Source organism: Paenibacillus sp. GXUN7292 (assembly GCF_050864975.1).
Taxonomy (GTDB): Bacteria; Bacillota; Bacilli; order Paenibacillales; family Paenibacillaceae; genus Pristimantibacillus.
In genome coordinates this window covers 1-24869 of the sequence record NZ_JBOZWO010000059.1, presented here as the reverse complement: position 1 = coordinate 24869, position 24869 = coordinate 1, and the positions used below count along the sequence as shown (strand labels likewise).

The 24869-nt window shown below is 46.7% G+C and carries 16 protein-coding genes; 3 read left to right on the top strand and 13 right to left on the bottom strand.

Annotated elements, in window-relative coordinates:
* Nucleotides 1-504 precede the first annotated feature (504 nt).
* The 7 genes from ACRRU2_RS26970 to ACRRU2_RS26940 form a co-directional block, all read right to left on the bottom strand.
* The gene (locus tag ACRRU2_RS26970) at nucleotides 505-1116 is read right to left on the bottom strand and encodes a flavin reductase family protein (protein WP_432506412.1); all 612 of its coding nucleotides are present in this window, start codon (nucleotides 1114-1116) and stop codon (nucleotides 505-507) included.
* 47 nt (nucleotides 1117-1163) lie between these two features.
* Nucleotides 1164-1871 (bottom strand): inositol monophosphatase family protein, encoded by a 708-nt coding sequence (locus tag ACRRU2_RS26965; protein ID WP_432506410.1) that lies wholly within the window; start codon nucleotides 1869-1871, stop codon nucleotides 1164-1166.
* A gap of 378 nt (nucleotides 1872-2249) precedes the next feature.
* Nucleotides 2250-3101 (bottom strand): inositol monophosphatase family protein, encoded by an 852-nt coding sequence (locus tag ACRRU2_RS26960; protein WP_432506414.1) that lies wholly within the window; start codon nucleotides 3099-3101, stop codon nucleotides 2250-2252.
* A 205-nt stretch (nucleotides 3102-3306) separates the two neighbouring features.
* Entirely contained in the window at nucleotides 3307-4125 is an 819-nt protein-coding gene (locus ACRRU2_RS26955) for a sulfite exporter TauE/SafE family protein (RefSeq protein WP_432506408.1), read from the bottom strand.
* An 18-nt stretch (nucleotides 4126-4143) separates the two neighbouring features.
* Nucleotides 4144-4473 (bottom strand): hypothetical protein, encoded by a 330-nt coding sequence (locus ACRRU2_RS26950; RefSeq protein WP_331700373.1) that lies wholly within the window; start codon nucleotides 4471-4473, stop codon nucleotides 4144-4146.
* A 26-nt stretch (nucleotides 4474-4499) separates the two neighbouring features.
* The gene (locus ACRRU2_RS26945; protein WP_432506406.1) at nucleotides 4500-5687 is read right to left on the bottom strand and encodes a D-alanine--D-alanine ligase; all 1188 of its coding nucleotides are present in this window, start codon (nucleotides 5685-5687) and stop codon (nucleotides 4500-4502) included.
* A 25-nt stretch (nucleotides 5688-5712) separates the two neighbouring features.
* Nucleotides 5713-6972: an amidase domain-containing protein gene (locus ACRRU2_RS26940; protein ID WP_432506404.1), complete on the bottom strand. Its 1260-nt coding sequence runs from the start codon at nucleotides 6970-6972 to the stop codon at nucleotides 5713-5715.
* A 261-nt stretch (nucleotides 6973-7233) separates the two neighbouring features.
* On the opposite strand from ACRRU2_RS26940, the gene acnA reads away from it, so the two are divergent.
* Nucleotides 7234-9948, top strand: coding sequence for an aconitate hydratase AcnA (gene acnA / locus ACRRU2_RS26935; RefSeq protein WP_432506402.1), 2715 nt, complete (start codon nucleotides 7234-7236; stop codon nucleotides 9946-9948).
* A 125-nt stretch (nucleotides 9949-10073) separates the two neighbouring features.
* Here the strand turns inward: acnA and ACRRU2_RS26930 are convergent, their stop codons facing one another.
* The 4 genes from ACRRU2_RS26930 to ACRRU2_RS26915 all read right to left on the bottom strand — a co-directional run bounded on the left by ACRRU2_RS26930 (nucleotide 10074) and on the right by ACRRU2_RS26915 (nucleotide 18552).
* Nucleotides 10074-14927 carry an S-layer homology domain-containing protein gene (locus tag ACRRU2_RS26930; RefSeq protein ID WP_432506400.1) on the bottom strand — a complete coding sequence of 1618 codons (4854 nt, stop codon included), beginning with the start codon at nucleotides 14925-14927 and terminating at the stop codon, nucleotides 10074-10076.
* Between the two features lie 87 nt (nucleotides 14928-15014).
* Nucleotides 15015-16646: an extracellular solute-binding protein gene (locus tag ACRRU2_RS26925; protein ID WP_432506398.1), complete on the bottom strand. Its 1632-nt coding sequence runs from the start codon at nucleotides 16644-16646 to the stop codon at nucleotides 15015-15017.
* A gap of 97 nt (nucleotides 16647-16743) precedes the next feature.
* Nucleotides 16744-17613 carry a carbohydrate ABC transporter permease gene (locus tag ACRRU2_RS26920; protein WP_331700379.1) on the bottom strand — a complete coding sequence of 290 codons (870 nt, stop codon included), beginning with the start codon at nucleotides 17611-17613 and terminating at the stop codon, nucleotides 16744-16746.
* Nucleotides 17614-18552 (bottom strand): ABC transporter permease, encoded by a 939-nt coding sequence (locus tag ACRRU2_RS26915; RefSeq protein WP_331700380.1) that lies wholly within the window; start codon nucleotides 18550-18552, stop codon nucleotides 17614-17616.
* 258 nt (nucleotides 18553-18810) lie between these two features.
* On the opposite strand from ACRRU2_RS26915, the gene ACRRU2_RS26910 reads away from it, so the two are divergent.
* Nucleotides 18811-21087, top strand: a complete 2277-nt coding sequence (locus ACRRU2_RS26910) for a helix-turn-helix transcriptional regulator (protein ID WP_432506395.1) — start codon at nucleotides 18811-18813, stop codon at nucleotides 21085-21087.
* Between the two features lie 184 nt (nucleotides 21088-21271).
* On the opposite strand, the gene ACRRU2_RS26905 is transcribed toward ACRRU2_RS26910, so the two are convergent.
* A complete protein-coding gene (locus ACRRU2_RS26905; protein ID WP_331700382.1) occupies nucleotides 21272-22015 on the bottom strand; it encodes an IclR family transcriptional regulator in 744 nt (247 codons plus the stop codon).
* A gap of 387 nt (nucleotides 22016-22402) precedes the next feature.
* Here ACRRU2_RS26905 and ACRRU2_RS26900 point away from each other — a divergent pair, with 387 nt between their 5' ends.
* Entirely contained in the window at nucleotides 22403-23458 is a 1056-nt protein-coding gene (locus ACRRU2_RS26900; protein WP_331700383.1) for an alpha/beta hydrolase, read from the top strand.
* A gap of 72 nt (nucleotides 23459-23530) precedes the next feature.
* Here ACRRU2_RS26900 and ACRRU2_RS26895 read toward each other — a convergent pair whose 3' ends face one another.
* Entirely contained in the window at nucleotides 23531-24022 is a 492-nt protein-coding gene (locus ACRRU2_RS26895; RefSeq protein ID WP_331700384.1) for an immunity 26/phosphotriesterase HocA family protein, read from the bottom strand.
* Nucleotides 24023-24869: the final 847 nt, after the last annotated feature.

Here is a 24869-nt window from a genome sequence, read left to right as displayed (position 1 = left end):
ACACTTTTGACCGTTAGAAGATAATTCCGTCGAAATCTCTAGCTTTTTTCCTGCTAACGGACATTTCTGTCCGCTAGAAAGTGGAAGTTGGCGAAAAATGAGCGCTAACGGTCATCAATGTCCGCATCATTTCGCATCATTATGCATCATTAGTATAATTCGAGCTCATCAGCCGCATCGGACGCCAAACATACAGAACTACGCCATCATCATCCCATCCCTGTTGCTCCGTATGCATACATCATGTTACGGTCTGGAACATTGCTTGCTTTGTCTCTGACAGTACTTTTGTCTATACGCTTCTACGCACAAATTTCTCCCTACGCAAGTATCCAAGCTAACGGGAGCTTGGAACGGAACTTGACTCCTCCAGAGACCGGACTTTCACCGGCTAGAAGATGCGTGCTTTGCTGGGCACGCCCCATACAACAACGAAAGCCAGCCTGTTCGGCTGACTCCAGTTTTGGTATAGCTTATGATTGCATCACACTTGTATTCCCCGCCTTATTTCGGCCGCTCAATCGAAAACATTTCGCCCAGCTTCACATAATCATTGCCTGCCATACGCGCAACTGGTTTAAGGCTTTTGGCAATAATGTAACCATTATCGTATACATTCTCTGAAAAATGAAAATAAACCACTCTGCCTATAAGCAAATCACAGGCAGGCTCATCAGCCGTTCCGCCAAGCGGAATGGACTGCTCCAGCAAACATTCCATTCGGATACCCGCTTCCTGCAGGCCAGGCACGGAAATGCGCTCGCTAGGTACAGCGGTCAAATTCGCCAATTCTACCTCGCTCACATCGGGAGGAACTAAAGCTGCAGTTTGATTTAATGCCTCAATATAGTTTTCATCTGCGATATGAACAACAAACTCGCCCTTTGCATTAGCATTTCTAGCTGTATCCTTCTGCACGCCTTGCTTGCGCTGAACGGCAACGGATATCATCGGCGGGTTGGAAGCAACAACATTGAAAAAACTGAACGGGGCAGCATTCAGCACGCCAGCATCCGACATGGTTGTCACCAAAGCAATCGGTCGCGGCACAACGCTTCCGATTAGTAATTTATAGTTGTCCTGAGCGCTAAGCTGATTCGGATCAATCGATATCATAACAGTGAGCACCTTCTTTAAAATGAATTGTTATTCGTTGTTGAATTCTATCGTCTTACTTCCACGCGATATTTTTTTGAAGGATCAAGAAATTGTCCGTTAAATGGTTCTTCGTTTATCCATACTTGGCAGCCATGTTCGAGTGCAAGCAGTATGCCCGGCAAAATATCCCATACATATGCGCCTTTAGGGTGCAGAAATGTAGAGAAGGTCCCTTTGATGACGTAGTATAAATTGTAAACAGAGCAGCCGCTCATCCGATATTGTCCCTTTTGCCCCAGTATTTCAAGCAGCTTTTCATTAACCGCGACAGAGAGCGCCGTCATCCGGGATGGCACAGGCAGTCTCTCTAGCTCATCGCCTGTCATCAAGCGTTCATTAAGCTCCGGCATGAATAGTAAGCTGCCCAAATGCTGCCCGCTCTTCCATATGCCGAATGCTACTCCCCACTCCTTGAGGCCTGTACAAAAGTTCTCCGTGCCATCAATCGGATCTACCATAACAACATAATGATCTTCAGCAACCTGCTTGAAGTCATAGGATTCCTCGCCGATAAATACAACTTTATCGAGTTTGTTTTGTATGTAATTAAATATTAATTGCTCCAGCATGACATCGGCTTCGGTTACTAGGCTTCCATCTTCTTTTACAGTGATACGATAGCGCAGTTCTTCAACTTTCGGCATGTACTCCACAATAAGATCGCAAATCTCACCCATCAGCACTCTTGCTTCTTCTACAGTACGAACGCTCATTTCAACTAACCCTTCCTTTCTAATTTGTTACTAAACGCTAATTTGTATTCTGCGTGGACAGTCGTTCCGCTGATATTTGGGGCCAAATAGCGAAACCTCTGGGACTATCGATTAATTATGGATAGGGCAGCAAGCAATAGAAATGGGTGCCACTGCGATCAAGATTGGGATTCCGACCGCTGTTGTAGTCCAATTTTTCTGAGTAAATAACCCCTATAAAGGATAGAATTGGCCTACAAAGGCGGACGCTGCCGCTTCTCCATTCCCATTCTTGCTCTCCGTTTCCCCTTTCTTCTCCTAATGCCCACTTTACCGTATACAAATAAAAGGACAACAGCATGCATGCCACTGCATGCTGCAGTTGTCCTTTATATAGTGCTACTTGCAAGCCTCTGCGCTGGCAAGCTCCTGCAAAAACTGTTGATGTATGCTTCCGTTGCTCGCCACCACGTTGCGAACGCCAAGATGATAAGGTTGTCCCATCGTATCTGTCACTTCGCCGCCCGACTCTTTGACCATCAGCACGCCAGCTGCCAAATCCCAGCTGTTCAGGCCAATTTCCCAAAATCCGCTTAGCCGCCCGGCTGCTACATATGCGAGATGCAGCGCAGCCGAGCCTGCTACGCGCACGTTGCGAACTTTGGGCACAAGGTGATTGAGCCCCTTCATATTGAGCGGCAGCGCATATTGCTGATCAGCCGGGAAGCCTGTAGCAATCAGACTGTCCTGCAGCATGCTCTCTTCAGAAACCTTCATCACCTTGCCATGAACATATGCTCCCTTGCCCTTCTCCGCAATGAACAGCTCATCCTTCATAGGATCATAAATAACACCCAATATTACCTCGCCTTTATGAGCCAGCGCGATCGATACCGAAAAATACGGGAAGCCATGCACAAAGTTAGTCGTTCCATCAATCGGATCAACGATCCATAAATACTCCTCCTGCTCAACATCTGCAAGCGCCTGTGCAGAAGCCTCAGGACCTGGTTCTACTCCTTCCTCTCCTAGAAAGGAATGGTGAGGGAAATGAGTATGCACAAGCTTGCGAATTAATCGCTCCGTTCCTTTATCTACCTCAGTAACGAGGTCCTGCGCAGACAACTTCTGTTCCAGCTTGGCATGGTTGCCTAGCCTGGAAGCAATCCATTCCCCTGCCTTGGCAGCGCAATTGATCGCGACTGCCATAAAGCTTTTGCCACCTACTACGAAACTATTGCTTTGCTCCATCAAGTTGTACACCTTTCCTCTCCTTGCAAGCTTTTCTCGCAAGCTTTAACTAATACGGCCATTTATATCTAATAATTATGCTCAACTAGAAATGACATACAGCAGCTTCTACTAGAGATACTTCTGTTCCAGCTAGCGCAACAGAACAGCTTGTCCTTCAAACTTTCATATTTGAACTACCTCTACTACTACTATATTCACTATTCTAAAGGAAGTTCAACCCTTCTACAATGAGCTGAAGGGCCAGTATCAATAAAGTTATTCTTAAAAGCCATAATAATCCTTTGCCGCTCATGCGCGCAGCAATACGGGCGCCCAATTTGCCGCCGATCCACGCACCGGGTGCGAGCACAGCAACGAGCAGCCAATCCACCTCGCCAAGCGCAGCATGCGTAGCGCTGCCTAGTATAGCAGATAAAAATATAACAAACATAGAGGTTGCGGCCGCTACATGCGGCGGAAAACGGAACAGCAATACCATAAGCGGCACGAACAAGGAGCCTCCGCCAATGCCGAACAAGCCGGATATAAAGCCGACAGCCAGTCCAATGCATAGTATTGCGCCGATGCTATAGCTGTACGCATGCACTTGGCCGCTGGCATCGGTAATGGAGCGGGCGATGGGCCACTGCTTCGAAAACGGTTTCAAGCGGTCACGTACTATTAGCAGTATAGCCATAAATAGCATTAACAGACCGAAGCTGAGCTGAAAATAATTCGATTGAATGAGCCCTGTCAACGCCGAACCGGCTGCCGCAGCAGGACCGCTAGTTATAAACAGCAGCCATGCGCTGCGAAAATCAACGATGCCTCTGCGCATAAACGTCATCGTAGAGGCCATCGCCGTTACGATAAGCACGCACAGCGACACTCCAACTGCCGTAGCATGCTCAATAGGAGCGCCGGTAAGCGCTCCTCCGAGCAGCATGAGCATAGGGACGATAATGATACCGCCCCCAAGACCGACGATGCTGCCAAACGTTGCGGCAGCAATGCCAAGCAAAACAAGTATAATCCATTCCACAAACGATCTTCCCTTATTTTATTGACTGTTGCTTTGAGTGCGGCCAAAATACATTTCATAAGCAAGCGCCGTCTGCACTCTCGCTTCCTCTTCTGTCAGCTTGCGAACGAGCTCAAGCTCTACTCCCGTTACCTCATCGCCTTGAAAATTAATTTCAGGCGTATACGCAGAAATGCGAACGATCGCTACCGCTTCGTTGGATGGTGCATAAGCAATGACATGCTGGCCTGTAGGATAAACGCGGAAGCCGCTTTTTACCATTTTGCCTCTGCCATATTCCAATAGTTCGTACAGCTCTTGGTCCGATTTGAATTTGCATACGGAATTGAATTCTGTTTGAAAGCCCATCTTTCGTTCCCCTTCCTGTTTCATAATTATGATTGGATTGCATTTTCCTCGGTAAATATTAATTGCGCCTTCGCTGCATGCCTTGCAATCGCCAAATCAATTAATTTCTTCAGCAGCTCTTTATATTCGAGGCCGGTTTCCTTCCAAAGCAAAGGATACATGCTGAAAGGCGTAAAGCCAGGCATTGTATTGATTTCGTTAATATAGATGTGGTTATCCTCTCTGCCGACGAAAAAATCCACACGAGATAATCCTGAGCCGTCAATCGCTTGAAACGCTTGAACAGCCATTTCTCTAATTTTCTCCGTCATTTCAGCCGATAGCTCAGCCGGTATGATCATCGCAGATTTTCCATCTATATATTTCGCTTTATAATCATAAAATTCGTTAGAAGAAGCGATTTCTCCTGGTACTGATGCTTGTACTTCATCGTTCCCAAGCACGCTTACTTCAATTTCCCGGGCATCAATAAATTCCTCAACGATAACTTTGCGGTCATAACGGAAAGCATAATTAACTGCCGCAATAAGCTCTTCTCTGTTTTTCACCTTTGTGATGCCGACGCTTGAGCCCAAATTAGCCGGTTTGACGAAGCTTGGGTAGCCTAATGCAACCTCACATTCCATAATAAAATAAGCAGAGTCCTTTTCCCACTGTGTGCGATTAAAATAACGGAACACGCATTGCGGCAAATTTTCTTGAGCGAATATTTTTTTCATCATAATTTTGTCCATGCCAACTGCTGATGCCAGCACGCCGGCGCCTACATAGGGGATGTTCGCCATCTCCAGCAAGCCCTGAATCGTGCCGTCCTCGCCAAAAGTACCATGCAAAAGCGGGAATACGACATCGATGCCACCATCCGCTTGCACTTCTGCGGTCACTTCAGCACTTGCAGCCGAAATCACGGCTGTGTCCTGTGCGCCTGCGGCTAGAGCATGCTCAGCAGCCTGATATGCAGGATTAGCGGCAAACAATGCTTGCATCGCACTAACGCCCGGAGCGTCCTGCAGCTTCAACTGATCCACATTTTGCGGCGGCGCAATCAGCTTGCTGCCGCTTCTCCATTCGCCCTGCTTCGTAATATAAAATGGAATAATTTCGTATTGAGAAAAATCAAATTGCCCCATAACGGCATATGCCGTTTGCAAAGAAACCTCGTGTTCGCCAGATTTCCCCCCATATACAAGTGCTATTTTTACCTTGCTCCCCATAGCTGATCCTCCACCACATGTATTATTAATCGGATATAATATGAAAAAAACGATATTGCGTATTAGGCGTCCAAGCGTAGGAATCACTGTAATCCCAGTAACGATGCCTGCTCGGAACGGTGTTGGCATTAACAAGCGGCATGCCGAAGGCATCAAATGCCGTTACAATTGTGCTATGCTGAAATCTGCCGTCGCCAGCCCAATCATACGTAATGACATCCCCAAGCGATAATTGATCGGCGGAGGACACCATTTGTGCGCGCAAACCTGACTTTCGCGCAGCTGCAAGATAAGTATTCATAGCATGAGAAACAGCCCAGCTATAGCTCCAAAGCTCTTGCCCCTTATCCCGGCCTCTATACCACCAGCCGCTCGACCTCTTACCAGTATAATTCATAGGAGCGTTGCCTGCAAAGATACACTGAGAAACATAATGGGTGCAATTCACTTCAAATTGCTCATATCGCGGATTGCCTTCATTCCACCAGCGATCTGCGTACGCGACAGCCAGATCTCTTTTATAGATGAACTGATTCCGCATCGGACGATAAGCAGCCATCAGTTCGTAGTTCAAATAAGGAACAGATGGCGTTAACATGACAGAATTTACAGCATCGGATTCATCAATCCATACAGTATCATGTGCAGCATCGCCAAATCGTGGCCTTCGCTCATAAATAACCGGCTCAACCTGAACGATTTCCCACTCCTCACCTTGCTGGCGAAGCCATAGCCTTTCATAATCGAAGCGCTCTTCTATATAAAAAATGTCATTTTGCTGCATCCGTTTCTTAATATGTAACTTCAATAACAGGTTAACCTCTTCGGCGGATTCATGTACGCGTATAAGCTCGCCCTTCGTCTCACTGTTTGTCGGCCAAGCCCCCCGGAGCAGCTCGCGTTCCTTGACCCGCTCCAAACGATTGATCAGCCTGCTGTGATGCTCTTGATCCCTTACCTTTTCCAATAAAACCAAAGAGTACTGCTCTACTTCCGCTTCATTATAATGGCTTATATATTGATGAACAGCTTTACGCCAGCTGCTGAGACTTTGCTGCTCTCCCTTAATTCTACCTGGCGTAGCTGAAAGCAAGGATGATACACGCACTAACTCCTCATGATCCCGTATATTTTTTTCGCCTATAGAAGTTCTTGCAGCTTTATCAGTCAAAGCGGCACTTGTTAGCGGAGCAAGCATTGTATATGGCTGACTAGGCTGTCGCTGCTGCTTTGCCTTTTGAACCGGATTTTTTTTGTTGATCGATTTGTTTTTTGCTTGCGACATTACATTTCCCCCTTATACAAGACTTCCCCTGTCCCATCGGTTTCGGAACACAAGGCATGACTGCTTCATTATATGCTTGAGGCAAAAGTTTCATGTGTAAATTAGTATGCGAAAGGTTGAGTTCATTCCGACAGAATAGGGCATAATTAGACTTTACGTAACCACCAATTTAAAGCTATACTATAGGTATAGGTTTTTTTGAAATCGAGTTTCATACTATGAAACAATCGATCTGTCATTATTATGTAGAGGAGAATGATGATGTCTAAGCAAAATCAGTATTCTGTTCGCACATCTCTAACATCTGGCGACAAGTCATATGCTTACTATCGTCTAGACGGTTTGCAAGAGCAAGGCCTTGGTGATATCTCCAAGCTGCCTTTCTCCATCAAAGTATTGCTTGAAGCAGCAGTACGTCAATTCGATGGCCGCGCTATTACGGCTGAACATGTAAAGCAGCTTGCTACTTGGGCTGACGGCCGTGAGGATAAAGAGATTCCATTTATCCCTGCACGTATCGTTTTGCAGGACTTTACAGGCGTGCCTGTAGTCGTTGACCTTGCAGCTATGCGTGATACAGTGAAAAAAGCAGGCGGGGACCCAAAACAAATCAATCCGCTTGTACCGGTTGATCTTGTTATCGACCACTCTGTAATGGTTGATTCCTTCGGTAATAAAGATGCGCTTGACTACAATACTAAAGTAGAATTTGAGCGTAACGAAGAGCGCTACCGTTTCCTTCGCTGGGCGCAAACTGCATTTGACAACTTCCGTGCAGTTCCTCCTGGAACAGGTATCGTTCACCAGGTTAACCTTGAATACCTTGCTTCTGTAGCAGCTACTAAATCTGTAGACGGCGAAACAGTAGTATTCCCGGATTCTTTGGTAGGTACGGACTCCCATACGACTATGATCAACGGTCTTGGCGTAGTGGGCTGGGGCGTAGGCGGTATCGAGGCTGAAGCTGGCATGCTTGGCCAACCGCTTTACTTTGTAACTCCTGAAGTCATCGGCTTTAAATTGACAGGCAGCCTTGCTGAAGGTTCGACTGCAACTGACCTGGCACTGACGGTTACTCAAATGCTTCGTAAAAAAGGCGTTGTCGGCAAATTTGTTGAGTTCTACGGTCCTGGTCTATCCAATATCAGCCTAGCTGACCGCGCAACCGTTGCTAACATGGCTCCTGAGTACGGCGCTACTGTAGGTTTCTTCCCGGTTGACAGCGAAACTTTGGATTTCTTGCGTCAAACAGGCCGTAAGGAAGAGCAAGTTAAGCTAGTTGAAGACTACTACAAAGCACAAGGCATGTTCCGTACGGATGATACTCCGGATCCTGTGTTCTCTGATGTCATCGAGCTGGATCTATCTACTGTTGTACCTTCTCTGGCTGGTCCTAAGCGTCCGCAAGACCGCGTTGAGCTTACAGCTATGCAGCAAGCTTTCAACGAAATTATCCGCACGCCGATCGACAAAGGCGGGTACGGTCTAAGCGATGAGAAAATTGCACAGGTTGTTCCTGTAGCTCATAAAGACGGCCAAACTTCCCAAATGGGTACTGGCGCTGTCGTTATTGCTGCGATTACAAGCTGTACGAACACTTCCAACCCTAGCGTTATGCTTGGTGCGGGACTTGTAGCTAAGAAAGCTGTCGAAAGAGGCCTTGTTAAGCCTGCTTACGTGAAAAGCTCTTTGACTCCAGGTTCTCTAGTTGTTACTGAATACTTGAAAAAAGCAAATCTGCTTGAGCCGCTTGAAGCATTGGGCTTCCACGTAGCAGGCTATGGCTGTGCGACTTGTATCGGTAACTCCGGTCCGCTTCCAGAGGAAGTCAGCCAAGCGATTGCAGAAAATGATATGACAGTTGCTGCCGTTCTATCCGGTAACCGTAACTTTGAAGGCCGTATCCACGCACAAGTAAAAGCTAACTACCTGGCTTCACCGCCGCTAGTAGTAGCTTATGCGCTTGCTGGAACAGTAAACATCGACCTTACTAATGATCCTATCGGACATGACAAGGACAATCAGCCTGTTTACTTGAAAGATATTTGGCCAACTAACCAAGAGATTAAAGATGCTGTTGCAGCTTCTCTTAATCCGGAAATGTTCCGTGACAAGTACGAGAACGTATTTACGCAAAACGAGCGTTGGAACGCAATCGATGTTCCAGAAGGCGAAAGCTACGAGTGGGATGCGAAATCAACTTATATTCAAAATCCTCCGTTCTTCGAAAACCTTGGCTCTGAGCTTGACGATATTGAAGATATCCCGGCTGCAAGCGTGCTTGCGCTTATGGGTGATTCTGTTACAACTGACCACATCTCACCTGCCGGCAACATCACGGTACAAAGCCCAGCGGGCCAATACCTGGTAAATAACGGCGTTGAGCGCAAAGACTTCAACTCCTACGGTTCGCGCCGTGGTAACCATGAAGTTATGATGCGCGGAACATTCGCTAACATCCGTATCCGCAACCAGGTTGCTCCTGGTACTGAGGGCGGCGTAACGACTTACCTGCCAACGGATGAAGTAATGTCCATCTATGACGCATCTATGAAATATCAAGCAGAAGGCAAAAACCTTGTCGTTCTAGCTGGTAAAGAGTACGGTACTGGAAGCTCCCGCGACTGGGCGGCTAAAGGAACTTACTTGCTTGGCGTTAAAGCTGTTATCGCTGAAAGCTTCGAGCGTATTCACCGCTCCAACCTTGTTGGAATGGGCGTTCTTCCGCTGCAATTCCAAGAAGGCCAAAGCTGGAAAACGCTTGGCATTACAGGCCGCGAAACATTCGACATCAAAGGCTTGTCCAATGATGTACAACCTGGCGAGGCTGTAACTGTAACAGCTGCTCGCGAAGATGGCACATCGTTTGAATTCAAAGCTATTGTCCGTCTTGATTCACTAGTGGATGTAGACTACTACCGCAACGGCGGTATCCTGCAAACTGTATTGCGTCAAATGATCGCAAACATGGGCTAATCCGTACAAAAGCAAAGCACAAGTCTCGTGGCTGTTTCAGCCTGCGGGCTTGTGCTTTTTTTAAAAATAATAAATATATTTTTTTTCTTATCCTGTTTCTATATTTCATCGGTAAACGCGCCTGTTCAAAGGGCGGCGACAGCCGTTTCACCTTGCTTCGCTTGATACTCCAGCAATCTAAGCAGCAGCACAACAGCTTCTGCTCTGGTTAGCTGATCTGCAGGCAAAAACCGCTTGCCGGATTTTCCTTCGATGAGCTTCTGCTTGGACAGCTCTGCTATCGCTCCTCTTGCCCACGCAGGAATAGCATGATGATCCGCAAAGCCGGTTTCTGCTGCATGGGTTGAGGACAAGCCAGCTGCCCGTGCAATCATTACAGCTGCTTGCGCCCGTGTTACATTATCATTTGGCCGGAAGCTGCCATCGGAAAATCCGTTAATGATTCCTGCAGCCACAGCTTGCGCAATCTCGTGCTTCGCCCATTCGCTGTTCTGTTGATCAGTAAAAGGAGGCTCTTCTCCATTGCCGTCAAGCTTTAAGGCACGCGCCAGCATAACGGTTAACGCAGCCCGGGTAATGCTTTGCTCCGGCTTAAACTGTCCATTGGAATAGCCTTTAACGATACCCAGCTGCTGTGCTTTTAAAATGTGCGGCTCTGCCCAGTGCCCTTCTATGTCTGGAAACACTTCTTCGCTACTGTTTAGAGCGGTGCGGGTGATACGAAGCGTGTAAGTTTTTGTTGTGCCATTCTCCGCTTGAACCTGCAGCGAAATGATGTTTTCACCTTCATGAAGAGCAATAATATTACTGCCTGCTGCCTGACCGGAAATAACGATTTTGGCGGCTGGATGAACAGCCTGTGTGCTTATAACAACTTCGCCTGAAGCTGTTTCAGCTGTATAAGAAGTGAGCTCTGGACGAAATGCCGGAGACAACGACAGCACGGCTCCGTCCACTTCAGTAAGCTCCAGCTGCTGCAGCCCTGCTTCGGCAGACAGCACTGGCGGCGTGTAAGGCGGCACAATCGGAACAGCCTCTCCATGTATACTCAGCTCCGTTATGCTGTTCCACGCATTAACCGTGTTGCCGTATGCTTTAATGCGGACATAACGGCCTGTCGATTCACGCAGCGTATAAGTTTCAAGGTCTGCTGTAAGGCCGCTGCCTTGACCGCTGTATACCCAATCCCAATTATACCCGTCCTTCGACACCTCGATATCAAAGAAGGTGCTGCGCTTGTTGCCGTTATACCAAGCGATAGCCGCCTGCTGTACGCGCTTTTCTCCGCCCAGATCGAGCAGCAGCCAACTCGTTCCTTCGTCAGACCAGCGTGTCGTCAAATTACCATCGAAAACGTTCTCCGGCACATTGCCGTCATGCCCACTCGCCTTTATAGCTTGAATAGACAATGCAGTTTGCGTATTAGGCTGGCCCGCCGCCGGCTCTTGCCTGGACGGCTCGCCGAATCTTGTTTCTCTTATTTTAAATTCTATAAAGTATTCGCTGCTATTCACTGCTGCCGTAGGATCGATAACCTTAATCCGATAAACGCCTGGAGCAATTTGCTCTACTTCCGTCGCATGCTGAGGATGAGCCGGAACAGCTGTAATATCGGGAAGCGGATCCCCGTAAGCTATTTCCTTGCTGTATACAAATTGGTTCTCTTCAAACTCAGGCATTGCTTGACCATTCAGTTGAATAGCCTGCAGCTTGGCAGCCGCCGCACTTTCAACCGTCCACTGATCAAGCGGCACAACCGCCGGCGTATCGCTCGGCAGCGCTTGTCCCTGAAGCAGCGGCACCATCCGTACTGCAATAGTAGTCTCCGTCATATTTTGTAAATGAACAGCCAGCTTTTTAATGCCGGCATTAGCATTTTGTCCAGACGGGTTAGGCGATTGCGGCAAGGGAGAGGCGTTCATTACCTCAAGGCTTGCATTTGCTGGAGCCAGGAGCTGTACCCAAAGTCTTTTTCCGTCTTTGCTCAGCACAGCAGTGCGGCCGTCAGGCTGCACTTCAATCTCTGCCTGCGAGTGCATAAACCAGTGCAGCTCGGACTGATTTTTTGCTGTTATTTCATCCTGCACCAGGAACTCCCTGCGATGATTGGTCAGCGCCAGTCCGCGCTTTGCTGACAGCACTTGATCCCGATAAGCCTCCGTCATATCAGCAATCGCAAAAGCGCCTTCCGGTTTATTATCGTCTCTCGCGATAATCGGTGATACGGCTTTGCTGTCCTGCTGCAGCTTTGACGATGGATTAATGACGATCGTATTTTGCCCCTCCGGCGTTTTTCTGTAGTAAGTCCAGCGTGCCGATCCTGGCGAACGATCCCAATAGCCCGGCAAATTATAATCCTCTTTGCCCAAATCCATTGCCCATCGTACACCGTAGGCATCGAGCACAAAAGTGCCGATATCCAGGTCGCCATGCGGCGTGCCGTTAATCCCACCTTTGAATCCGGCAAACAACGCATTCGGATCGTTCCAGGAGCTGCGCATCGTCATAGCATGCTGCCTGCTGAAATAATAGTCTTTATATGGCGGCTCGCTGCCCTCATACAAGTCAGCGTCGTACCACAGCATATCGTACAAGCCTGCCTTATCCATCTGTGCATTGCTGAACTTATGGTACCATGCGTAGCCTGGCTCATCGAAGCGGTTTGCAAACCAAAGCAGCAGCTTGCCTGATATAAATGCCGGATCATTGTCAGCGTAATTGAACGTTCCTTGTGTTCCGGTAATATAAAGCGGATAATCCGGCGTTTCTTTAATGCCTTCATAGTCTGAGAAGCCAAAATCATGACCGAATGCATTGGTCAGCGCCGATAGCAGATAGACCAAATAAGAGGTGCCGTACTCCCAGTATGCCGGCCCTTCCAGCGAAGAGCCGTCCGGCGCATATTGGCGCAGGCCGTGCTGCAGCGATTTGAAGGCGCCGTGCAAAATTTGCCCGGCCATCGCCTCTTCCTCATCGGCGATGGCTATAGCACCTGCGATCATGCCAGCGTTGCATACAAAATTCCAGTTATTTTTGTCTATCGTCCAGCCGGACATATTGCTATAGAGCGGCAAGGCCTGCTTCAGCCCTTTTTCTACAATTGCCTCACGAACCAGCTCTCTTTGTTCCGCGGTAAGCACATCATAGAGCAGGTCGTAGCCGACAGCAGCACCATAGGTCGTCATTGCTGTATCCAGAAAATGCTCGGGACTCCAGTCCTTATATGCTGCGGAGGAAATATTTTCGAGCTCCAGCCATGCCCGCGCCAAATAATCATCATTGCCGGTCACACGATAGGCAAAGGCCAGCGTGACGATATAGCTGGAGGCGGATGTATCAAGACGCAGCCCATCCGGCTTATTGTACGGTACAACCGGCTGCGTCAGCAGGTTGTCAGCGGAACGCTGCACATTGTCCAGCCAGTGCAGCATATTCTCATCCGAGGCATCAAGCAAAGCTTCAATTCTAGAAAAGTCAGCTTCCGTTGCCAAAAGACGCGGATGGTGATTATTTGCATTATTATCTTTGAGCTCACTTATAATATCTGATGCTTGCGGAGTTAAATAAATATATACGACTGCCTCTGCCGTCCCTCCAAATCCATCAGCCACAAGCACAGTGAAAGCGTCCTGGCCAGCATAATCCGCTTGCGGCGTATACGTATAACTACCGTCGCTTTTAAAATCAATTGCCCCATACAGCGGCTGCGCTGCAATCGAATACGTCAATGCATCTTTATCCGGATCGCTCGCCACAATTTTACCGTTTACAACCATCCCCTTATTGACTGCATGCAAACCATTGTCTGCCCATGGCGGCTGATTCATGCGATCTACATTTACTGTAATTTGCGCTACCGCATAGCTGCCGTCAGGATCACTGATCAAGACCGAAAACATATCCTGTCCGTAGAAGCCTGTACCCGGGTAATAGCTCCAGCGCCCTGCTTCGCTAACCTTGGCCAGGCCGTTAGAAGGCTGCGCCTGTATGCGGTAGCTCATCAGTTTGCCGCTGTTATGCGATGCAAGTACATTACCTTCTGCTGGTTTACCTTGCTCTGTACTTACCGTTTCATCCTCAGCCACAATATCTTCTCCATTCTCTCCTGCATAAATGATAACGGAGGCTCCAATTTTGCCGTCCTTGGAAGATGCGGTAATTGTAGCAACCCCATTGCGGTGTGCAACCACCTTGCCTTCCTGCACCGATACGGTATCAGGATCAGATGACCGCCATACGATTTCAGTATCTGTCGTATTCGCCGGCACCAGGCTGACGCCAAGCTGTATCGCTTCACCGTTTACCAGTACTTTATAGCTTGGTTTATCAAATAGGATGGCCTCCAGCGGATACTTTGGCGTTATCGATATGTCGTCCAGCCAGACGGTTCCTTTCCCTTTTTCCAAAAAGGTTTCAATTCGGAACGAAGCAACCTCCGGACGATCCAATATAATAAAATCCAGCTCGATCAGCTGCCAATCTGCCGTGCCTTGCACGGATTTGGCATCGATCATCCCGCCCGTGACGCCGGACATCCCTTTGTTAGCAGCATCATAAAATTGAATGCGGGCAGATGCCTTTGTGGCATTTTCAGTTTTTACCCAATGGCTGTACGTAAAGCTTTTTCCCTTCATCTCTTCCGTAACCGGAATGATCTGATACACAGTCCCTCTGCTTTCCGGTCCTTCCGCTTCCATCTTTACGGATTGCATGCCGCCGTTTTTGATAGCGGTATCCAGTGAAAAAAGGACATTGCCGATATAAGCTGCGCCCGTATAGCTTGCTTTTTTCCAATCCTTTGCAAAGCCGTCACCGCCAATCTCTTCAAAGCCTCCATTCATGACCAAGCCTGTTTCTGCGGCCTCCCCCTCAGCCATAACAGCAGCTTGCGGCTGACCGGAAGCAAGCATAACCTCAGCAAGCAGCAATGAGAAGCATATAAGCGATGCCAGTGCCGCCTTCCATTTGCGGGTTATCATTATTTCCCCTCCAATCGTAAACGCTTACAAATAGTTTCTTTTAATTCCCCCCGAACAGCAATAATACTCTTCGGAGGGGACAGTCTGTTAGTTAGCCATATAGCGGTCGTAAGCGCGCTGCTCAAGCTCAAGCAATTCTTTAATGCCTAGAGCATCCAAGCGCTTCAAATATTTTGCAAAGTTATCGTCGTTAATAGGCTCCGCTCCAAGCACCCATTTTTGCAGCATCTCGTCCGCATAAGTGTTTACCGCAACGTTAAGCTCCTGGAACTTCGTTCTTTCCTCTTCTGTATACGTCACAGACGGATAAGCCTCTTGAATGTAGCCCTTGCCTACATACTCTTCAATGCCTTTAAGCGCTATTTCATTCGTCCATTGCTTCTCATACTCATAATCTTGATGGAAGCCTATTTCAAGTTGGCCGCCTTCTTCCTGCAGCTGTTGAATGACTGATTTCTCATTGTTCAGCACTTCATCTTTGAATTTCGGTTTGCCGTCAACCATCTCGTAATGCTTGCCCTCGATGCCAAAGTTCATCAATTTTCTGCCGTCCTCTGAAAACCAGAAATCCAAATATTTGATAGCTTCTACCGGATGCTTGCTGCTTGAAGCGATTCCCCAGCCGTTCGGATGCGTCAATTTACGGGAAGAAGCCTCTATGATCACACCATTGCTGTTCGCAGGCGGCGCAATCGGAACCAGATTAAAGCCTTCTACTTGCGAAGCCAGCTTATCATTATATACTGCTGTACTGGAGAACCAGTCATGTACAACACCGCCGGTATTATCACCGAACAAAATATCACGAGCCTTAGCGCCGCGTGTAAAGATTTCTTTGTCAATCAAGCCTTCCGCATACCATTTTGCAATATTTTCAACCGCTGTTTTGTAAGCAGGCTCATACATGCCGTACTTAACGACGCCGTTCTCAGCAAAAAATCCACGCTTTGTGCCATCGCTTCCGCCGCTGGCGCCCCATAGGCTGATCAGATCATAAATCCCGTCCATATTTGCACGGCTCAGGAATGGAACCTCATCTGCTTTATTGTTGCCGTTCGGGTCCTTTTCCTTGAATGCCTTCAACACTTCATACAGCTCATCGACTGTCGTCGGAGCTTTCAACTCCAGCTTATCCAGCCAGTCCTGGCGGATAAACCATCCTTTGGCTGCGGGTCCGTCCGGCGTAAAGTTAATAAAGTAAATTTTACCGTCTGGCGCCTTAGCGAACTTGGCTGCATTCGGATTCTCTTCAAAATGCTTTTTAATATTCGGAGCATGCTCCTCAATCAAGTCGTCCAGCGCCAAAAACGCGCCTTCCATCCCATAACTGTCATACTGCTCCTTCGTTTGATGATGCACGATATCAGGCAAACTGCCGGATACCATCATGACATTAAACATTTCTTTACTGTTTGTAGAAGCTTTGGACGCTGTGCCCTTCAGCTTTATATTGGTTAATTCAGCAGCCTTCTTAAATACAGGCCATTCATCATCGAAAATAAACTTATCTGCATAATGCAAGTGAATTTTCAGCTCTAGCGGATCTTTTGTAATCAAGTGGCCAGTCAATTGCTCCTCGGCAGGAGGATTGCTTTCCTGCGGCTTGCTCGTTGCCGGAGTGTTCGTATTATTCGGCTTTTCGCCGCTTGAGCAGCCCGCAAGCAGGGAAGCGAGCATCGTCACAGCTATAATAGATGAAGCCAACCATTTCTTTTTCATGTACAAATAGACCTCCCAGAAATTGTTGTATGCTTAATATAAAATTTCTTTTTTTAAAGTGCTATCCAGCAATTGTACAAGCTCTGTTTCCTATGCGCTAGCCTTTAATTGAACCAACCATAACGCCTTTGACAAAATATTTCTGAATGAAAGGATATACAGCGATAATCGGAATAATCGATACAACAATCGTCGCATAAATGACCGTTTCTTTGGAATAGACCGTCATGTCTCCCATTTCATCCATAATGTTCATCTCGACGATTAATTTTTTCAGCAGCACCTGAAGCGGCACCTTATTCTCATCCTTCAAAATAATCATCGCCCAGAAATAACCGTTCCATCTGAGTACGGCATAGAACAGCCCGATCGTTGCGAGAGCTGCTTTGGAAAGCGGCAGGTAAACCATGCGCAGCACCTGCAAATCGCTTGCTCCATCCACCTTGGCTGCTTCCTCCAGCTCTTCCGGTATGCTCTGAAAAAAGGTTCTCATCAAAAATACATAGAAGGTTGTGATGGCGAAGGCAATAATAATGGTAAAGCGGTTATCCAGCAGCGACAAATCCCGCAAATTGAGATACGTCGGAATCATGCCTGCCTGGAACCACATCGTTAAGGCGATAAAAAAGCTGATCGCCGTACGCCCCATAAGCCGTTTCTTCGAAAGAGCATACGCGCCGCTCACCGTAAATAACAGGTTGGCCGCTACGCCGAATACCGTATAAAAAATCGTATTGGCATAAGCAATCCATATCCCTTTCTCTGCCAGCACCTTCGCATAAGACTCAAAGGTAATATCGCTTGGGAGCAATATGACCTTTCCCCGAATAACAGCATCCGCCGAGCTGATCGAAGCAGACAGAACGTAAACGAACGGATATAAGGTCAGCAATGCAATTGCTGCAAGCAAAATATAGTTAAAGACCGAAAATACTTTCTCGCCCGCGCTTTGTTTCAGTTCAATCACCTACCATAACCCTGTATCGGTCAGTTTTTTACTAATCTTGTTTGCAGCGACGACCAGGATAAAGCCGATAACAGCATTGAACAACCCGACTGCTGTAGCCAAATCGTATCGTCCCTCCTGCAGTCCTGCCCGATATACATAAGTATTAATTACATCTGCCGTCTCGTAAGTCGCCGGCTGATACAGAAGAATAATGGCCTCGTAGCCTACCTCCATCAACGTGCCGATTTTCATAATCAGCATAATGACAATCGTTGGCATAATAGACGGAAGCGTAATATGCCATATTTGCTTCCAGCGGCTTGCCCCATCGAGTATGGCCGCCTCATACATGGACGGATTGACGCCCGCCAAAGCAGCAATATAAATAATGGTGCCGAAGCCGGCTTCTTTCCATATATCCATCGATAGTATGAAGATGGGCCGGAAAAAATCCGGATTGGTCAGGAAGTACTGCTTTTCCCCTCCCATCATCTCGATCAAAATATTAACAATTCCGTTGCTCGGCGCCAAAAAGTTAGTCACGATGCCTGCTACTACAACTACTGAAATAAAGTGAGGCAGGTACGTAAAGGTTTGCACTGTTTTTTTGAAAAACGAATTTTTCACTTCATTCAGCAGCAAGGCAAGAACAATAGGAGCCGGAAAAGCAAACAGCAGCTGAAAAAGACTAAGCAGCAGCGTGTTTTTTATAAGCCGAAAGAAATAGGGGCTATTGAAAAAGGTTTCGAAATGTTTGAAGCCAACCCAGGCGCTTTGTTCGATTCCTTTATAGACACTGAAATCTTTGAACGCGATTTGCAGTCCGTAAAGCGGCTTATAGGCAAAAATAATGTACCAGGCCAAAAACGGAATGAGCAGCAAGTAGAGATAACGGTCTCTAATCAGGTTGGCTTTAATTTGTTTGAATGATAGCAGTCCTTTCTTCTCCTCTCTCATAGATCTGGACCTGCTCCGGCGGAGCGCTCTTATTCGCCGAACCAGTCTTTACACCCCAAACTATAGAGTGATGTGAAAGCGCTGTCTATCTCCATTTTTTCGATTACCACCATTTATTCATGCATGGCTGCGGGCTTTATTGAATGTGCATTTTTTTATCTATCACCAAATTTGCATATACGGCCGTCTTTACAAAACTATGTGCTATAATTTAAAAACCTATCGTAACGTTCAAGTATAATCCGAGGAGAGATTAGGTTGTTCAAAAAGTCTTTCTTTACTAAACTGCTTATTGCTTACTTCACTATTGTTATCGCTTACACGGCAATCGCGGTCTGTTTATTTTTTTATAAGGACAACCAAAATGTCCGGCATGAGCTGAACCAGAAAAATCAATCCTTTTTGGAGCAGGCGCGTGAAAAAATCGACTCCAAATATGCTGTCGCTTTCAATTTGATCAATCAATTAAAGCTTAATGAGCATATTATCAATTTTGCTTCCGGCGACAGTGACTACTATTCCATAACACGAACTTATTATGAGCTGCGCAATCATTTAGATGCTTTCGCTGAATTTGGATACAAAATTGATCTGATGGAAAATGATGGCGAGCTTGTTATTACGCCGCACTATTCCATTGATAAAGAACGGTATTTTGAGGAAATTGGCCTGTCAGAGGAACTATTCCAGGAAAAATTGTCTTTGTTGAACGGGAAAAGACTGAATACGTTAGCTGCATTGCCCAGCAGCCCCAGCCATACAGAAAATACTGAGGACGATTCTGTCTACGGGTATGATAGGGTAATTACAACCGTAAGCCCGGAGAAGATGAGGAGAGGCAACACTTTATTTTTCATTGTATCTATATATGAACAGCAGCTTCTTCCTTTACTGGCTTCAGAAAGCCATGAAGCTTTTGCCATCATTGAGGATGACCAGTATGCCGCGTTCAAATCTACGTTTGACAGCAAGCAAACAGCAGAGCTGCTTCGTCTGCCACTAGATCAATTGGAAAAGCCCGTGTCAGCAGATTATGAGAAGTACAAATCCGGCCCGTACGAAATTCATATGATCCGTTCGTTAACGATGCCTGCTTGGACTTATATGTATTTGACGCCGGTTCAATCGTTTGACGAAACCTTTAATATGAACGGGACCTTATTATTATTCGGCATTTTAACCGCTGCTGGCCTTATAGTCTCTTATGTCGTTACGAGAAGAATGTACAAGCCGGTAAACCGTCTTGTCGATCTGTTCAAAGGCTATGATCATACGCCCAATAAGGATGAATTCACGTTTCTTCATGAAACCGCAGTCAAAATCAATACGGCCAACGAGCAGCTGAAATCAGCCATGAATGAAAATAGGCTGCCGCTGCGCGAGAAATTTATGCGTGATCTGCTGCATGGCCTTGTGCCGCAGGAGCAAATTCAGGCACAGCTGGGCGCGCATCAGCTGGAGCAGCTGCAAAGCGATCTCACCGTATGCGTCATTGCCTTTTCCAAGCTAAAGGAGTTGATGGAGCAATACTCCAAAGAAGCAATTTTAACGATTAAATCCCAAACCTCTTTAATTATGCAAGAGGAGCTGAAGGAATGCTTCGTCTGCGAGCTGCTCGATTTGGATTTCAGCAAATATGTGCTTATCGTTCAGCATACTAATACCGAAGATATTCAAAGAAAGCTTACCCAAACGATGTCTCATATTACAGAGGGCTATACCTTCGGCATGATTGCTGCTGTCGGCCAGCCTGTCAGCTCCGTTGCCGATATTGAGCAATCGTTCAGTCAAGCCATGCAAGTGTTGGAGTGGAGATCAGCAGTTGATAGAACAACGATTATGACCTACAAGCAGCTTAGCCAGATGCAGATGGACAATTATTATTATCCGATCGATGCCGAACGGGACATAATCAGTCTTGTCATCCGTGGAGAACGTGAGCAGGCCAGTACGATATTAAACCGTATACTGCAAGAAAATTTGGAGAAAAGAACATTAATACCGGAGCAGCTGGAGCAATTCGGCTTGCTGCTTCTGGCCACGCTCAACCGTATTATGCAGCAGCTGAACAAGGCGCCGAGCGAGTTTTGGCAGCAGCATAACGACCCGCTGGAAACGCTGCGGAATAGTGAATCGAGTGCTGAGGCGATCTCCGCCATCGTTCATTTGTTCGATACGATGATCGATATGATCAGTCAGCAAAGTGAAATGATGGATCAAAGCACCGTGAAGCAAATGATGGAATATATCCATGAAAACTACCATATTGATCTGTCGCTCACTATGATCGCAGAAACCTTCAATTTTTCTCCGGGTTATGTGAGTGTCGCCTTCAAAAAATACGCAGGCGAAAACTTCAAGGATTACTTGAATATTTACCGCGTGCAAAAGGCTAAAGAGATTATGCAGAAGGAAAAAGTAAAAATCGGTGATTTGGCTCTAATGGTCGGCTGCAACAATGCCAACACCTTTATTCGCATGTTCCGCAAATATGAGGGGATCTCGCCGGGGCAGTATGCAAAAAATGTGCAGTAAGGCAGCCTTGATGACAGAGGGGTCATTACAAGGAGGTTTAACGAATCCCTACACGGGTACCGCCAATACCAACCCCTTATGGCTTTTGTGACTTCGTAATTATAGGCGCTGTAATTTAAAAATGCTCCCCTTACAGTTTAGGCACTTATACCTTGCCTATCTGCTGCAGGGAGCATTTTTATTTTCACTTCATCATCGTACCCATTCTTTTTGCAGATTCGATCATGACAGCCGAGTACTCCTTCATCCGCTCGAGTGTCAGCCTGCTGGCAGGTCCCGAAACAGACAGCGCGGCAACCAATTTGCCTGTTCGATCAAAGATAGGCGCAGATATCGCTGCTACCCCTGATTCTCTTTCCTCCACGCTTGTCGCATAGCCTTGAGCGACTAATTCCTTCAGCTGTTCTTTATACTGCTCAATCGAAATATTCGCTTGAAACATAGGGTCATCCATAACGAGCGCTTGAATTTGCGGATCGGCAAAAGCGATCAATACCTTGCTGGAGGCGCCTGCATACAGTGGCAGGCGAGCTCCGACAGGCGCGACCCGGCGAATCGGTTCATTGCTCTGCACCGCCTGAATCCGTATCCGCTCGCTGCCGTCCCGCACATAGATGCTCACCGTCTCTCCCAGCGCATCGCGCAGCCTGACCATCTCTGGCAGCCAGATAGTAGCCTGGTCATCGGTTCTTGATAAATTCGCCGACAGCTCCCATATTTTAAGGCCAAGATGATATCGGTCTGTATCATGGTCCCGCTCTATAAAGCCTTTCTCCTCCAAGGTTGCCAGCATGCGATGAACCGTACTTTTATGCAAGCCTACATGCTCGGCAATTTCAGTCATCGCCCAATCCGTTCGAATGGTAAAGCATAATAATATATCCAAGGCCCGATCAACGGCCCTTACGGTAGACTTGCCTTCATCCATACTTGCAAACCTCCCATCTAAAAAGCAGCAAGTTTTATATAACACTATTGTACCACAGGAGTTTCACTCTTCGAAACCCCATTTCATATTCGTTGATATTCATTCTCATTTAGTATACCTTAAATACTGCTTCGCCGTAAAGCTTAATGGTTTAATTTCCCATAGCTGGTCCCTATGTATTACAGTCATGTTACAACAAAATAACAATTTTGCCTGACTAATTGACACATTTAATCTATAGCATTACGATTAATAGAAGTAAGCTATTATAGTTGACGAGTAATCTGCCCAATTTTAACCAACCGGTATGGAAGCAAGCTTCACGATAAGCGCATCACCAGATGACAACGCTTCCAAACTAAATATTATGTATAGGGGGCCTGCATCATGAATTCTTTATTGCCTAGACAACAAGTGCTTGAAGGCTCTTATACGGCTCACCCCCCTGCGCTGCCAGGGTTTCCAGTTGTAACTGAGCGCACTCGCGCTGCCAAATATAAAAGGTACCATAAGCTAATAGCAGTTCTTTCGGCTTTTTTGGCCGCAGCATTGCTAGTCATCGTTGTTTTTCACGGCTTTCTTGCCTGGATGATTGCCAATCCTTATGTTGCGCCTCTTTCCTCCAATCCTAAGGATGCCATTGGCCTTAATTATGAGGATGTTCTATTCCCTAGCGCCAGCGGCCGGTCCATGGTTAGCGGCTGGTTCATTCCGGCAGAAGACAATACCCGGACAGCAGCTTCCAGCAAAACCATTATTTTCAGCCACGGCTACGGTGCGAATCGCGAGGAAAGCTGGGTACCTATGTACGAGCTGACAAAGCTGCTGCATAGTTTGCACTACAACGTGCTTATGTTTGACTACGGCTACGCTTCCCAGGAGTATAAATCCCCAGCTACCGGGGGCTATGAGGAATCACAGCAGCTGCTGGCCGCTGTTCACAATATGAAAGCCAGAGGCAGCGAGCATATTATCGTTTGGGGATTTTCGATGGGCGCCGGAACGGCTCTGCAAACAGGGCTGCTCACAGATGATATTGATGCCATGCTGCTTGACAGCTTGTTTTTACCTAGCTCCGAAGCCTTATTTGATAATCTGAACCAATTTATAGCTTTGCCTAAATTCCCTTCTCATGCACTTATTCAAGCCATACTGCCGCTATGGACAGGAACCAGCTTTCAAAATATTCCAGCCAGCACGGTAATGAACAATTCGTATCCTATACCTCTTTATGTCATGCATGGTACGAATGATGCCAAGGCTGATTATACAACTGCCGAAGCTATCGCCGCTTCGCAGCATAATCCTTTATCCCGCTCCTGGATCGTACAGGGCGGCCAGCATGAAATGCTGTTTCGGATGCATGCCAGAGAATATATTTCTCGAGCCGCTCTATTCCTGGGGCAAGTCGAGCAGATGCTGGAGGAAGAAAGCAGCACTTAACCATAGAAGGGTCAGGAGGCTCCGATTTATTATGGAGCAGCCTGACCCTTTATTAAAATATTGGGATCCTCGTTAGTGATACTTTTTCCCATACAGCACGCGGTGCATCTCGCGGCCGATCGTCCGGTAACTGGATAAGCCGTTAAAATCAGAATAACGCGGAATATGCTCAAGCTGCTCGCCTTCCAGATTATAAAAAACATCTTTTTTATCGAAATTATCAAAAAAGCCAAAATCGAGGCTCGTTTCTGCTTTTGTTACTGCTTGATGGCCAACGGTTTTGAAAAAGCCATTTTTCCAACCGGAAATATTGACTACTGTTGGTGCAAGCAATAGCTTGTATTGGTCAAGCTGTGCAGGAACCTCCTTGCTCGTACCATGGCAATTATACAAATAAATGAGGTTCATCCCTTTGAAATTCAAATTTAGCCCTTGAATATCTGTCTGAATGACTTTAGCAAAGTAATAATAATTATGCTTAGGCTGAACCACGAAAATATCACCGGCTGCAGGCTGGCTTGTCGACTTGTCCATGGCAATTAATTCCGTAAATTCATCTAACATATGTATTGCCTCCCCCTACTGTTTATGCATCCATCTTAGTCGAAATATGAAACGATTACAACCCGATTACAACTTCTATTCTGCTCCTAATGCTGCAAGAACGAGCTTATCGTATGTAACCAATACACACTATGTATAATATTTCTTTTTATCCTTCGTTATGCATGGGATAAAAAACATCTGACCAGTACAATAACAATTGAATGGTAGCGGCGGGGCGCATAACTCGACAGTCTCCAAACTGTAGAGGTTGTAGGCAAACATTTGCAAGGTGCTTTGATGGTGCTTTGATGGTGTTTTGATGGACCTCCTTCCTAGCCGGTCAGTCGTTCCGTTATTACACCCAAAATTGCAGTTTTGAAGCGGCTAAGTGACATTGGTTCCGTTATTGGCCAAAAAATCACTAGAAAAGCCCCAGTTAAAGCCGAATAACGGAATGTGTGTCCGTGAAATTCAAAAAATGACGGTTTTAAGACGAATAACGGAACGTGTGTCCGCGAAACTCAATAATGACGGTTTAAAGACGAATAACGGAACGTGTGTCCGTGAAACTCTATAATAACGGTTTAAGGACGATTAGCGGAACGTGTGACCAAGTCGATACATATGGGCAACATTCGTTAGTGCCCCCTTCTCCTATTGCTTAAAGGAGAGGCATTGTGCGCATATTCGACTTTCCCAAAACTGTAACGGTTGTGGGAAGCGCTATTTAGCGAAAAATAGGTGTTTTGAAATTTTAACGGTTGTGGGGAGCGTTACGTGTGAACTTTTGCCCTGTTTATGCCAGGTTTTAGGAAGATAAGGCTTCCTACAACCGTTAGACTTTGAAATAGGCTGATTTCGGGAC